Below are 13,634 nucleotides of genomic sequence, written 5' to 3'. Positions count from 1 at the left end.
CCATTTATAAAAATAGTGGGATGAGCTTAACAGTCTGCCCACCCGTCGGGCTACGCTGCCAAGGGAAAATACCGATCCGCCATGACTTGGCAACGCTTGATAAAGCGGTGCTCGTCAGGACCGTAATCGGCGACAGCATTGTGGATCGTGCCCATGTTGTCCCACATCAGCACGTCCCCCGCCGTCCAGCGGTGCTGATATCGAAACTGTGGTTGCAACTGGTGCGCGAATAAAAACTCCAGAATCTCGTCGCTCTTTTGTTTTGGCAACTCATTAATCTGAATCGAATAACCCGGGTTGGCATACAAAATCTTGTCGCCTGTAATGGGATGCGTCAAAAAGATTGGGTGCGAAACAGGCGGCTTGGCTTTGAGTTGCGCCTCTGTCAGCGGAGGACGGGTGCAGCCCGGTTGTTTGCGCATATTTTCCCAAAACTTATTGAAATCATGCAGCACCGTCATGCCTTCGAGCTTTTTCTTGAGGTCTTCTGGCAAGGCGAGATAAGCGGCGCGCATATTAGAGAATTCTGTGCTGCCCAGTGGTACGCCAGCGCGATGCGGAATTTCAATGCCGTACAACACATTGGTAAAGGCAATCATCTTGCTATAGGACATGTCTGTGTGCCAGTCTTGTCCGGCATCACCCAGCCCGATTGGCTTACCGTCCACTTTTTTGTTGGACAGGATCATGACTTCAGGGTGACCGGGCTCCTGGTACATATTGGCAACGTTCACTTCGAGGGTGCCAAACTTGCTGCTGAATTCTTTGAGTTGTTGTCCAGTCAGGTTCTGTTTTTTGAAACACAACACACCGAATTGACCCAACAAGCCTTCAATTTTTTTATAGTCCTCGTGCGAAAGGGGTACTGAGATGTCAAACCCCTCAACGCGCGCGCCGAGACCTTGTCCGCTAGGTGTCACTTGCATGATGGCTCCCCATTTTTATGTCTTTAAGATGCGTGAGTCTAGCGGTTTCGTGATGATCAGAATAGCGTCGAATTGTGAAATTAGTGTTCTCGAAATGGAAACAGTCATCGTACAATCTTAAAGATCATGGACAAACTCAAAGCGATCGAGGTTTTTATCGAGGTGGCACAAGGGCTCAGCTTTTCGGGCGCAGCCCAGAGACTCGGCATGGCCAAAGGCAACGTCACCAAGCATATCGCCTGGCTCGAACAATCCCTGGGCGTCCAGCTCCTGACCCGCACAACCAAAAGCGTGAGCCTGACTGAGTCTGGATTGTCTTTGCTCGAAAACGGTCGGGAGTTACTCGACCGTGTCGATAGTATCGATGCGGCGGTCCGTCAATCCGTCAAAGAGCCCAAGGGCATGCTCAGGCTGGGGGCGCCGCCCTCGTTCGGGGCGTTTCATTTGGTGCCCATCATTACCGCGTTTTCCTCGGCGCACCCTGATATTCAGGTCGTGCTGTATCTGGACGATGGGCGCACGGATCTAGTAGCCGAAGGGCTGGACATGTCAGTGCGGATCGCCACCTCTCTCAAGGATACGTCTCAGGTGGCGCAACGACTTGCCGTCGTCCCGCAGTTGCTCGTCGCTTCGCCCGATTATTTACGGCGCCGGGGGACCCCCCAGACGATCGCGGACTTGGCAGGGCATGAATGCATGGTGCATGCGCTGAAATCACCGACAAACATCTGGACCTTTATGGGCGATGCGCAGGGCTCAGAAATCAGCGGTAAAACGACGGTCCGCGTGCATGGGACGATTCGCGCCAATTATGGCGATCCCCTGCGTCATGCGGCAATGCTGGGTCATGGGATTTCGATGCATCCCACCTATATGGTGATGCAAGATATCCAAGAGGGCCGGCTAGTCAGTGTTTTGCCCCAGTTTCGTCCTGTGGGCGTTGATATTTATGCTGTTTTCCCCAGCCGTAAAAATATGCCCGTCCGCGTGCGGACATTTTTAGACTTTTTACGTCAATGGTTTGCAGCCGCAGACTGGCACGCCTACCAAAACGTGCCGTAAACTGTCTGCAATGCGTAGTTTTGCGTCTGGCAATTAAAGGCCAGTTAGGCAATGATGACGATTAGAACGCGCCCCAACGGGCATTGATGAATCACGACAATTTTTAAAACGGAGATCGGCATGGCATCGGTCAATAAAGTAATTTTGGTTGGCAATCTTGGGCGTGATCCCGAGGTTCGTTACAGCCCAGATGGCGGCGCTATTTGTAACGTGTCGATTGCAACCACCAGCAGCTGGAAAGACAAAGCGACTGGCGAGCGTCGCGAAGAAACGGAATGGCACCGCGTGGTGTTTTACAACCGCCTGGCTGAGGTCGTCGGTGAGTACATGAAAAAGGGTCGCCCCTTGTACATCGAAGGCCGTTTAAAAACACGCAAGTGGCAAAACAAAGAAGGCGTCGATCAGTACACGACTGAAGTCGTCGCCGATCAGATGCAAATGCTCGGCGGTCGCGATGGTGGCGACGGCGGCTCAATGGGCGGCGGCGGTGGTGGTGGCGAAAGAGAAAGCGCACCACGTCCAGCCCGCGCACCTCAGGCGCAGCGTCCGGCCGCTCCGGCCGCGAGTGGTGCAAACCTGACGGATATGGATGATGACATTCCTTTCTAAAAGGTTTCGTCAGTCTATGTTTTAAAGTGATAAATAGTATGGATGCGGCGGTGCAACTTCAGGGTTGCATCGCCCTTTTTATGCGCCGTTCATGTTGCTCTAGCCATAGAAATAATTACTTACAAAAAAGAGAGTAGAGAATCGTTTAAATACGGAGTTTTACGATTGAATGCACAAAGCGACTCCATTACCATCACATCATGGAAAAACGAATCACCACATTAGAAGTCACCGCTAACCAGACGTGTAAGTCAATGGATCATCTTGAAAGGTCCGTTGCTGACTTACGGTCTGAGATGCATCATTCTGTTGCGGACTTGCGTAATGAAATGCACCACTCTCTTTCTGGATTGCGAAATGAGGTCAATAGTTCAATCAGCGGACTTCGTACCGAGATGCATAGCGCAATGTCATTAATACATAGCGACCTCGGATCACTGCGTCGTGATGTAGACAGAAAGTTTATCTGGATGATGGGCACACAAATCGCCGCTTTAATTGCAATCATTAGCGCAATGGCCAAGCTCGCACATCTCTTTTGAATTAAGCTGCTGTATCACTTAAATAAAATAAAAATTCAGGAGACAGACATGGACTTAGGCATTCGTGGTCGTCGTGCAATTGTGTGCGCTTCAAGCAAGGGTTTGGGTTTGGGCTGTGCTCAACAACTCGCGCGCGAGGGTGTCGAGCTTGTGATGCTCGCGCGAGGCCAAGAGGCGCTTGAGGCCGCTGCTGCGGCGATTCGTGCTGAAACAGGCGTCAAGGTGACAACGGTTGCGACTGACATTACAACGCCTGAAGGGCGAGCAAAAGTGTTGGCGATCTGCCCGGACCCCGATATTCTCGTGACCAATGCGGGCGGACCCAAACCAGGCGATTTTCGAGACTGGAGCCGTGAGGACTGGATCGCCGCAGTAGATGCCAATATGCTGACCCCGATTGAGCTCATTCGTGCGACAGTCGACAAGATGATCGCACGCAAGTTTGGCCGTATCGTCAACATTACCTCTGCCTCGGTCAAGCATCCGATCGAAAGCCTTGGTATGTCCAATGGCGCACGTGCTGGTTTGACGGGTTTTGTTGCGGGGCTGGCACGTCAGATTATTTCGCACAATGTGACGATCAACAATCTATTGCCTGGTCCATTTGCGACGGATCGTATTTTGCAAAATGCGCAGGTGCGCTCGCGCGAGACAGGACAGGCCGTCGATGATATTTTGACGGCACGCATGGCGGCGGTTCCTGCCAAGCGTTTTGGGACGCCGGCCGAGTTCGGTCAGGCTTGCGCGTTCTTGTGCAGCGCGAGCTCCGGGTTTATGACGGGTCAAAACCTTGTGCTGGATGGTGGTATTTATCCCGGTACACTTTGATTTAATTTATTCGGTGCAGTCAATTTAATGCAGTCAATTTGATTCAGTCATTTCATCCATTTCATTTTAGGTGTGATCCATGTCAGACGATAAGAACAAAGAAAACAAAGGCCACTCGCTTAATCCCGCTGCCAGCAGCGAGGGAATGTCCAAGGGCTTGGCCAATTATGGTGATCGTGGTTTTTCCTTGTTCTTGCGCAAGGCCTTCATTAAAGGTGCAGGCTACACAGACTCCGCGCTTGAGCGTCCGGTGATCGGCATCACCAATACGGGTAGCGCGTATAACCCCTGCCATGGCAACGCGCCTCAGCTGATTGAGGCCGTCAAGCGCGGTGTGATGCTGGCTGGCGGTTTGCCGATGGATTTTCCGACGATCTCGATTCACGAGAGCTTTTCAAATCCTACGAGTATGTATCTGCGCAACTTGATGTCCATGGACACCGAAGAGTTGTTGCGGGCTCAGCCGATGGATGCGGTGGTGTTGATCGGTGGCTGTGACAAAACAGTTCCTGCGCAGTTGATGGGTGCCGCCTCTGCAGGCTTGCCTGCGGTGCAGTTGATCACGGGCTCGATGTTGACGGGTTCGCATCGTAGCGAGCGCGTAGGTGCCTGTACAGACTGCCGTCGCTATTGGGGTAAGTTCCGTGCCGAAGAAATTGATGCCGAAGAAATCGCGGATGTGAACAGCCAGCTCGTGGCGAGCGTGGGAACCTGTTCGGTGATGGGTACGGCCAGTACGATGGCCTGTATCGCTGAGGCGCTGGGTATGACCGTGCCAGGTGGTGCTTCGCCACCAGCTGTAACAGCCGATCGTATTCGTGTGGCCGAACGCAGTGGTGCGTTGGCGGTTGAGATCGCACGCAAGCGCCTGACGATCGACAAGGTCCTGACAGAAAAAGCCTTTGAAAACGCGATGCGCGTGTTGCTCGCCATCGGCGGCTCCACCAATGGCATCGTGCACTTGACGGCGATTGCGGGTCGTATGGGATTTGAAATGGATCTCAAGGCGCTTGATCGCATGGGTCGCGACACGCCAGTGTTGTTGGACCTCAAGCCCTCGGGTCAGCATTACATGGAAGACTTCCACCATGCCGGCGGCATGGCGACCTTGCTACGTGAGCTCAAGCCTTTGCTGCACCTGGATGCGATGACCGTGACCGGTCGCACGCTCGGTGAGGAAATCGAGGCCGCAGGTCCTGGCTTTAAGCAAGACGTGGTGCGTACCGCGAGCAATCCGATTTACCCACAAGGTGGCATTGCGGTGTTGCAGGGCAATCTCGCACCAGGCGGTGCGATTATCAAGCAGTCGGCAGCACACCCCAAGCTGATGGAGCATGAGGGCCGCGCGGTTGTATTTGAAAACCTCGAAGACATGGCCAACCGTATCGACTCGCCTGATCTGGATGTGACCGCAGAAGACATCCTCGTGCTCAAGCATATCGGACCCAAGGGAGCGACGATGCCCGAGGCAGGATACATGCCGATTCCTAAAAAGCTTGCTATGGCAGGTGTGAAGGACATCGTGCGGATCTCCGATGGCCGCATGAGCGGCACAGCTTTTGGCACGATCGTGTTGCACGTAACACCGGAGTCTGCGATTGGTGGACCTCTGGCCTATGTGCAAAATAACGACCGTATCCGACTGAGCGTTGAAAATCGCGAGTTGACGTTGTTGGTCAGTGATGAAGAGCTCGCCAAGCGGCGCGCAGCCAAGCCAGTCGTGATCCCGACTGCGCAGCGTGGCTATCGCAAGCTGTTCCTCGAAAGCGTGACCCAGGCAGACAAGGGCGTCGATTTTGACTTTTTGATGCCACCAATGACGGGTAAAGTGCCTAAGGCGAAGTAAAATTAGAACGTTCCGTTGTGAATTTTGATTGTCAGCACTGAGAATAGGAGGATTGATATGCGCTTAGCTTTACTAGAACAAGTTGCGATTCATGATGCCATTCATCAGGCTGACGTCGATGCCGAGGTCTATCTGTTTGGCTCCCGAACAGATGACACTGCGCGTGGTGGAGATATTGACCTGCTTGTTTTATCCAAGCGGATAGGGTTGATGAAAAAGCTTGAGATTTTGGCGCAGCTGCATGACAAACTCGGTGAGCGAAAAATTGATTTAGCAGTTTTTCCTGATGCCAATAGACCATTTGCAAAGATCGCTCTTGAAAAAGGCATTCGGTTGTGAGCGAGGCAAACGTCGAATTCCTTAAAGAAGAGCTCGTTGGCTTGTCATTAGCGGCCAAGCATCTTGAGTATTCCCTTGAGCGATGCGCCGAGCTTATTGGTCAAGCGGATTTGCCTCCAGAAAAGCTCGAGCGTTTAGAGTCTCTCACTAGCCGTTTTGCGAGACTAGCTGACTTATTGATTCAACGGATTTTTCGTTTAGTCGACGAAATTGAGTTGGTTAGTGTTGGCACTGTCCGAGATCGTATTGAGCGCGCTGAAAAGCGCGGATGGGCAGATGCTAGCCAATTAGTAAAAATTCGTGAGCTGAGAAATATGATCGCGCACGAATATGCTGCCGAAAAAATGCTGGAGATCTATTCTGTTGTTTATCAATTGGCAACAGAACTTTTGATGGTCGTACCAAAAGTCACTCATGACGCATACGCGTTAATAAAAAAATATTCTAATTAACTTTACGCGGACGAGATTAATAGAATCTCGCCCGTGCCAATCTAAAATCAATCAATCAACCAGGTGTCACTTCAATCACGGCATCTACGGCATAGGCGCCCTGTCCTTGCGGCATTGCAAGGACGGGGTTGAGGTCGATCGACTGCAGACGTGGGCCTGCAGCAACGGCAAACGCTGAGAGTTGCGAGAGCATTTCGGCGAGTGCTTTGATATCTGCGACGGGGCGTCCACGCGCGCCCAACAGCAAAGGCGCACCTTTAATCGAGCGAATCATTTCCTCCGCGACATCCGGCCCGAACGGACAGCGATGCAGCACCACGTCTTGCAGGATCTCAACAAAAATCCCTCCGAGCCCAAACATGGCAACAGGACCAAACACCGGGTCTTGATGGATACCCAAGATGCACTCGACGCCCCCTTTGAGTTGCTTGGCCACGAGGACGCCGTCTAAACGCGCATGAGGCGCCGCCGATTTTCCACGCTGCATCAACAAAGCAAAACCTTCACGCACACCTGCTTCATCATTGACGTCGAGCAGTACGCCGCCGATTTCTGATTTGTGCAGGATATCGGGCGAGACGATTTTCATGACAACTGGAAAGCCGATCTTTTTAGCAGCACTCACCGCAGCTTCGGTTTCAACGCATACCTCTTCGGGGGCGGAGGCGATGCCGGCTTGCGCGAGGAGTTGTTTAGCTTGCGCTTCCGAGGGGTTGTGCGCTGGCAGGGTAATGGGTGCGAGCTTAGGTGCGTGCAAGCCAGGCGGCTTGGCAAAGGCGCGACCAAACTGTCCCATCGCTTCGATCGCCACGACGGCGCGCGAAGGGTCCTCAAACACAATAAAGCCATCGCTTTCGTATTCGCGAATCTGATCACGTGAGGCCATGAGCGACAACACAAAGATACAGTCGGGGTGTTTGCTGCGCGCGATTTTGAGCTGTTCGCGCAGGCGTGGTGCGACGCTTGCCACACCACCGGTGTAGGTAAAGAACCCGAGGATGGAGCTGTACTTGCCCTCGGCGATCAGTGCATCGGTAAAGGTGCTGATCAAAGACATCTCGTTGAGATATTGTGCCGTGACATCCACGGGATTCCGGGGGGCGGCAAAGGGCAGCAGCTTGAGCAAACGTTCTTGAGAGGCAAGAGGCATTTCAGGCATGGGCAAACCAATCGCATCGGCCGCATCCGAGATGATGACCCCTGCGCCACCGCTGACGGTGATCACGCCGAGCGTATTGTTGGCGGGGTAAATGCCGCGTGTCGCGAGACGGGCGATGTCGAGCATTTGCTCGGTCGTTTGAACCCGTACGACACCAAATTCTTTTAACACCGCATCGGTGACACGATCGTCTCCCGCGATCGAAGCGGTATGGGATTGGGCGGCGGCGCTGCCCACGGCGCTGCGGCCGACTTTCATCATGAGGACCGGTTTACGGGCGCGACGGGCGGCGTCGAGGCCGGCAAGCAGGCCCGCAGACTCTCTGATGCCTTCGGAGTACAGCATGATGACTTGGGTGGCAGGATCCTGGACCACCATTTGCAACATGTCACCGACTGTCAGATCGGCTTCGTTGCCGGTCAAAATGACGGCTGAGAGTCCGATATTGTTGGCAGTCGAGACGGCCATCAAGTGCGCGCCATACGCACCAGACTGACTAATGATCGCCACATTACCTGCTTTTGGAAAACCCAATTCGCAGCCCGTCGCAAACGTGCCATAAAAATGTGTGCACGGATTGATCAGACCCAGTGAGTTGGGACCAAGGAGGCGCATGCCGTGCTTGTGCGCGGCGTCGACTAATTTTTGCTGTTCAAGTGCACCCTCTGGACCGATTTCAGCAAAACCAGCGGTAAACAAAATCGCTGCTGCGCAACCGCGTTCGGCCAGTGCTGTCACCGACTCGAGTGCCGCGGAGGCGGGCACGATCACGATGGCGACATCGGGTGTTTCGGGCAGTGCTGCGACATTGGGATAGGCGGTGAGGCCTTGAACGGTCGCGCGGTTTGGATTCACGGGAAAAATTTTCCCCTGATAGCCTTGGCCGCGCATATAGGCAATGGGTCGCCCGCCAATTCGGGTGGGATCGTCCGAGGCGCCGATCACGGCAACGGATTGTGGATTGAGGAGTTTGGCGATACGGGCAGGATCGTTCGGGCGCATAGTTGTCTCAGTTTTTATATTTGCGTAAATATTACAGCTACACTGACTTTTAGCTTTTACTTTGCCTTTATTTTTTTATTCAATCAGGAGAATAACCATGGGTGCAATTACTCGCATTGATTCAAACGAGCGTCTGAGCCGTGTCGTGGTCCATGGCGACACCGTATACGTCGCAGGCATTACCTCCAGCGTCAAGGGCGATATCGTGGCCCAGACCCGTGACGTGTTTGCAAAAATTGACGGACATCTGGCCAGCGCAGGCACTGATAAAAATCATCTGTTGACCGTACAGATTTGGTTGAAGGACATCACCAAGGATTTTGAGGGGATGAATTCGGTGTGGGCCGAGTGGGCGCCTAAAAATGCGTTACCGACACGGGCCACGGGCGAGGTCAAACTGGCTGCGCCTGACTTGTTGGTCGAGGTCATCGTCTCTGCGGCTAAAAAGTAATCGCATCAATATCCATTAGGAAATCACTTGTCGTCTGAAAATCGCTTTGTCGTCGCCGTCATCGGAGCAGGTCCCGCAGGTTTAATGGCCGCGGAAACGTTGATCCGTCAGGGAGTGACGGTGCAGGTCTACGAGGCAAAGCCTTCGGTTGGTCGCAAGTTCCTGATGGCGGGACGGGGTGGGCTCAACATTACCCACTCCGAACCGACTGAGAAATTTGTCGCACGTTATGGTGCCCGCGCACCTGAAATCGGACGCATGCTCGAGCAGTTTGATGCCGAGGCGCTACGCGCTTGGGTGCATACTCTTGGAATAGAAACCTTTGTGGGTTCGTCGGGGCGTGTGTTTCCCCACGAAATGAAAGCTGCGCCGTTGTTGCGTGCCTGGATGCATCGCCTGCGTGCCGAGGGTGTGCATTTCTTGATGCGCCATCGTTGGCTAGGTTGGGACGATACGCAACAGTTGCGTTTCGAGACGCCCAAGGGCGAGATCACGACAGCGCCTGATGCGACAGTCTTGGCGCTTGGGGGCGGAAGCTGGGCCAAGCTTGGTTCCGATGGTGCCTGGTGGCCCTGGCTCAAAGAGCAAGGCGTGCCGTTGAGCCCTTTGTTACCGAGCAACGGTGGTTTTGAGACAAAGTGGACTGCGCACTTTTTGGAAAAGTGTGCGGGTGAGCCGATTAAGCCGGCACAGTTTCGGATTGAGGGCAGCAAAGCCGCGCCTTTACGTGGCGAATGCATGGTGACGCAGCACGGCCTCGAGGGTGGTGCAATTTATGCGTTATCGGCCGCACTACGCGATCGGATTTTGACGCGCGGCAAGGTGACCTTGTTGCTGGATCTGTTGCCAGACCATAGTCCTCAACGCGTCTTGGACGAAGTGTCGCGCGGACGCGGGACACGCTCAATGTCTTCGCATTTACGTTCACGCCTTGGCTTGCAAGGTGTGCGTGCCGCACTGTTGCGCGAGCGACTTTCGGTCGAGGTGTTCAACGATCCACAAAAACTCGCGTTTGGCATTAAAAACCTTCCGATCGTGCTGAGTGCGTGTCGTCCAATCGACGAGGCGATCAGCACGGCGGGTGGTGTTCAGTTTGAAGGCATGACAGAACACGGGATGTTGAAAAATCTACCTGGCGTGTTTTGTGCCGGTGAAATGCTCGACTGGGAGGCGCCGACAGGGGGTTACTTGTTAAACGGCGTGATGGCTTCCGGGCACGCGACTGCTAAAGGGGTATTAAGTTGGTTAGCGAGTCGCTCTTAATCCAGAGCTTTTAATTCTCTGTTTCAATATTTAACAAGTTGGGTTGGATCTGTTCGATCGCTTTATTGATGCAGTCGAGGACGAGTTCTGTGCGGTCTTTGTCTAGACGGGTGCTCAGAGTCGCAACGCTGATGGCGGCGACGGGGTGGTTGTTTTTGTCGAAGATCGGAACAGCGATGGTGCGTACACCCGGAAGCTCGACCACATCGCTGATGACGTGACTACGGCCACGGGCGCGTGCGATGTTTTTGCGGACTTCAGCTTCGGAATAGTTGGGAAACTTTTCCAGGCAGCGTTCTTTATTGATTTTGAGAATGCGCTCGATTTCGTTGTCATCGAGAAAGCTCAAGATGGCGAGTGCGCCGCCGCCGATGTTGATGGGACGACGACGCCCGACCTCGAGAACAAAGACCTTGATGGGAAAGGCACCCTCGGCGCGATCAATACATACGCCATCAAAGCCCGCCCGGATGGTTAAAAAGACTGTGTCACCCGTGCATTGAGCGATTTGCTGGAGGTGTGAGTGACAGAGATCACGCATGTTGGTGCGTGGACTGGCAGCCAGCCCCATCTCGTAGACCACATTACCCAGAAAGTACCGCTTGGTGGACTCGTCTTGACGAATCAGTCCTTCGGACACCAAGCCCTGCAAGATTCGGTGTGCGGTTGGACGCTCGATATTGATTTCTGTGCAGAGGTCAATGAGTCTGGCACCGACCCGATTGCGCGAAGTCACGCCACGCATGAGCGCCGCGACGCGCTGAACGACTTGAGTGCCTGATTTGATAGCCGGTGTAGCAGTGTTCATGACGTGTAAGGCTCACAGTTCAACATATGACCAAGTGTTCCACATTATGGCGTGAGGTGTCTTGACTGTCTACACATTCAAGCTGGCTAAAATCAAGTCACTATTTATTCTTTTGCGACGCCATCATGTTCGATACTTTGTCTCTGACGCATCTACCTAAAGCCGAGCAATATCAACAGCTTGCTGAGCAGGCGCGGGTGTTAATGGTGGGGGAAACGGACCGGATTGCCAATGCGGCCAATCTGTCAGCGCTCGTGATGCATGCCTTGCCGGACTTGAATTGGGCTGGCTTTTATTTTTATGATGGGACCGAGTTGGTGCTGGGACCATTTCAGGGCAAGCCTGCGTGTTTGCGTATTCAGCTTGAGCGTGGCGTGTGCGGTGCGGCGGCGACGTCGCGTCAGACTCAGCTGGTGCCGGATGTGCATGCCTTTCCGGGGCATATCGCTTGCGATGCAGCGTCGCGTTCGGAAATCGTGGTGCCGCTGATACGAGAGGGACGCTTGATTGGCGTTTGGGACGTTGACAGCCCCATTCCCGCGCGCTTTGATGTAAAAGATCAAAGCGGCATGGAGACGCTGTGCCAAATTTATCTCGATTCGGTATTTGGTATTCGATGAGCACAACACAAACAACAAATATAAAAACAGATTCTCAACTCGAGTTTGATTACGTCATTGTTGGCGCCGGTTCTGCCGGCTGCTTGCTGGCCAATCGTCTCTCCGCCGATCCAAACAACCGAGTGCTGTTGCTCGAGGCGGGCGGTCCGGACAATTGGCACTGGATTCATATCCCCGTCGGGTATTTGTATTGCATCGGAAATCCGCGCACGGACTGGTGCTATCGCACCAAGGCGGATCCAGGGCTCAATGGTCGCGAGTTGGGCTATCCCCGCGGTCGTGTGTTGGGCGGTTGTTCGTCCATTAACGGCATGATTTATATGCGCGGCCAGAGCGCGGACTACGACAGCTGGGCTGCGCAGGGAAATAAAGGTTGGGGTTGGAGTGATGTGCTGCCGCTTTTCAAAGGCATGGAAGACCACCACGCAGGCGCGAGTCCTTTTCATGGTGCGGGCGGTGAGTGGCGGGTGGAGCCCGCGCGTCTGTCCTGGGAAATTTTGGATGCGTTTCGCGATGCTGCGGCTCAGGCCGGGATTGCGCCAACGCCAGATTTCAACCGTGGTGATAACGAAGGCAGTAGCTATTTTGAGGTCAACCAGCGTTCAGGGTTTCGCTGGAACGCGTCCAAGGCTTTTTTGCGGCCGATCAAACATCGCCGTAACCTGACGGTGTTGACCGGTGCACGCACCACGCGGTTATGTCTAGAAGGCAAGCGCGTCACAGGTGTCGAATTTATCCGCGAGGGTCAAGTCCATGTTGCCCGCGCGCAGCGAGAGGTCGTGATGGCGGCCGGTGCGATTGGGACGCCTCAAATTTTGCAAGCTTCTGGCATTGGACCTGCTAGCGTACTCGGCCCACTGGGTATTCCGGTTGTGCATGACTTGCCAGGGGTCGGACAAAATCTGCAAGACCACTTGCAGTTGCGCATGATTTATCGCGTGGAGGGCACGCGCACGCTCAACACCTTGGCCAACTCTTGGCTTGGTAAGGCGCGGATTGGACTGGAGTATTTGCTGACACGCCGCGGTCCGATGAGCATGGCCCCCTCGCAGTTAGGGGTGTTTGCCAAATCCGGTCCTGAGCAGACGCGGGCCAACGTGGAGTATCACGTGCAGCCTTTGTCGCTTGAGCGTTTTGGTGAGCCGCTGCATGATTTTCCGGCGTTTACCGCGTCAATTTGTAATGTGCGACCGACTAGCCGTGGCCATGTCAATATTGTTTCGCCTGACACCGCACAGGCGCCTGAGATTTTGTGTAATTACTTGTCGACTGCTGAGGATAGGCATGTCGCCGCCGATAGCATTAGGTTGACGCGCCGCATTGTCGGGCAGTCGGCGCTGGCGCGCTTTAAGCCGGTAGAAATCAAGCCGGGTTTGATGACTGACATGCCGGATGGCGATACTGAAGAAGCGCTAGCCCGGGCAGCAGGTGAAATTGGCACAACGATTTTTCATCCGGTTGGGACTTGCAAAATGGGCCCTGATGCGATGGCGGTCGTAGATGACACGCTGCGCGTGCATGGTTTGACTGGTTTGCGCGTGGCCGATGCTTCAGTGATGCCGACGATTACTTCTGGAAATACAAACTCTCCCACTATGATGATTGCGGAAAAAGCCGCCAGACTCATTCTTTTACAAAATACCTGATTACAAAACCTCAGTCTCGGTACAGAATCGTTCTAAGCATGACCCTTTCATCACAATTGATGACCATTCCTTTCACGGAGG

Annotated in this window: 14 protein-coding genes; 11 read left to right on the top strand and 3 right to left on the bottom strand. The window is 53.9% G+C overall.

The genetic code is table 11. The features are described from left to right. Positions 1 to 50: 50 nt before the first annotated feature. Positions 51 to 926, bottom strand: coding sequence for a TauD/TfdA dioxygenase family protein (locus WBJ47_RS05485; RefSeq protein WP_422243172.1), 876 nt, complete (start codon positions 924 to 926; stop codon positions 51 to 53). Positions 927 to 1,052: 126 nt separating this feature from the next. On the opposite strand from WBJ47_RS05485, the gene WBJ47_RS05480 reads away from it, so the two are divergent. The 7 genes from WBJ47_RS05480 (at position 1,053) to WBJ47_RS05450 (ending at position 6,604) form a co-directional block, all read left to right on the top strand. Continuing rightward, on the top strand, positions 1,053 to 1,988 hold the full coding sequence (locus WBJ47_RS05480) for a LysR substrate-binding domain-containing protein (protein ID WP_422243171.1): 936 nt from the start codon (positions 1,053 to 1,055) through the stop codon (positions 1,986 to 1,988). Positions 1,989 to 2,108: 120 nt separating this feature from the next. Beyond that, a complete protein-coding gene (ssb, locus tag WBJ47_RS05475; RefSeq protein WP_422243170.1) occupies positions 2,109 to 2,597 on the top strand; it encodes a single-stranded DNA-binding protein in 489 nt (162 codons plus the stop codon). A gap of 200 nt (positions 2,598 to 2,797) precedes the next feature. Next, complete coding sequence (locus WBJ47_RS05470; protein ID WP_422243169.1) at positions 2,798 to 3,139, top strand: hypothetical protein; 342 nt, start codon at positions 2,798 to 2,800, stop codon at positions 3,137 to 3,139. A gap of 48 nt (positions 3,140 to 3,187) precedes the next feature. After that, positions 3,188 to 3,967, top strand: coding sequence for an SDR family oxidoreductase (locus WBJ47_RS05465; RefSeq protein WP_422243168.1), 780 nt, complete (start codon positions 3,188 to 3,190; stop codon positions 3,965 to 3,967). Positions 3,968 to 4,046: 79 nt separating this feature from the next. Beyond that, entirely contained in the window at positions 4,047 to 5,813 is a 1,767-nt protein-coding gene (locus tag WBJ47_RS05460) for an IlvD/Edd family dehydratase (protein ID WP_422243167.1), read from the top strand. Positions 5,814 to 5,870: 57 nt separating this feature from the next. Then, the gene (locus tag WBJ47_RS05455) at positions 5,871 to 6,152 is read left to right on the top strand and encodes a nucleotidyltransferase domain-containing protein (protein ID WP_422243166.1); all 282 of its coding nucleotides are present in this window, start codon (positions 5,871 to 5,873) and stop codon (positions 6,150 to 6,152) included. Then, a complete protein-coding gene (locus tag WBJ47_RS05450) occupies positions 6,149 to 6,604 on the top strand; it encodes a hypothetical protein (RefSeq protein ID WP_422243165.1) in 456 nt (151 codons plus the stop codon). The genes WBJ47_RS05455 and WBJ47_RS05450 overlap by 4 nt, the downstream gene beginning before the upstream one ends. Positions 6,605 to 6,659: 55 nt before the next feature. On the opposite strand, the gene WBJ47_RS05445 is transcribed toward WBJ47_RS05450, so the two are convergent. Next, positions 6,660 to 8,765: an acetate--CoA ligase family protein gene (locus tag WBJ47_RS05445; RefSeq protein ID WP_422243164.1), complete on the bottom strand. Its 2,106-nt coding sequence runs from the start codon at positions 8,763 to 8,765 to the stop codon at positions 6,660 to 6,662. A gap of 97 nt (positions 8,766 to 8,862) precedes the next feature. Between WBJ47_RS05445 and WBJ47_RS05440 the strand changes: the two genes are divergently transcribed. Continuing rightward, on the top strand, positions 8,863 to 9,216 hold the full coding sequence (locus tag WBJ47_RS05440) for a RidA family protein (RefSeq protein WP_422243163.1): 354 nt from the start codon (positions 8,863 to 8,865) through the stop codon (positions 9,214 to 9,216). A 27-nt stretch (positions 9,217 to 9,243) separates the two neighbouring features. Beyond that, complete coding sequence (locus tag WBJ47_RS05435) at positions 9,244 to 10,479, top strand: TIGR03862 family flavoprotein (protein WP_422243162.1); 1,236 nt, start codon at positions 9,244 to 9,246, stop codon at positions 10,477 to 10,479. 10 nt (positions 10,480 to 10,489) lie between these two features. Here WBJ47_RS05435 and WBJ47_RS05430 read toward each other — a convergent pair whose 3' ends face one another. Next, positions 10,490 to 11,287: an IclR family transcriptional regulator gene (locus WBJ47_RS05430; protein ID WP_422243161.1), complete on the bottom strand. Its 798-nt coding sequence runs from the start codon at positions 11,285 to 11,287 to the stop codon at positions 10,490 to 10,492. Between the two features lie 125 nt (positions 11,288 to 11,412). On the opposite strand from WBJ47_RS05430, the gene WBJ47_RS05425 reads away from it, so the two are divergent. Together WBJ47_RS05425 and WBJ47_RS05420 are read left to right on the top strand one after the other, a co-directional pair. Beyond that, on the top strand, positions 11,413 to 11,907 hold the full coding sequence (locus WBJ47_RS05425) for a GAF domain-containing protein (RefSeq protein WP_422243160.1): 495 nt from the start codon (positions 11,413 to 11,415) through the stop codon (positions 11,905 to 11,907). Further along, positions 11,904 to 13,553: a GMC family oxidoreductase gene (locus tag WBJ47_RS05420; protein ID WP_422243159.1), complete on the top strand. Its 1,650-nt coding sequence runs from the start codon at positions 11,904 to 11,906 to the stop codon at positions 13,551 to 13,553. Before WBJ47_RS05425 ends, WBJ47_RS05420 begins: the two co-directional genes overlap by 4 nt. Positions 13,554 to 13,634: the final 81 nt, after the last annotated feature.

This window comes from Zwartia sp., assembly GCF_049655405.1.
In the GTDB taxonomy this organism is placed as follows: Bacteria; Pseudomonadota; Gammaproteobacteria; order Burkholderiales; family Burkholderiaceae_B; genus Zwartia.
Note: the sequence above shows the minus strand (reverse complement) of the source record. Positions and strands in the feature narration are given on the sequence as shown.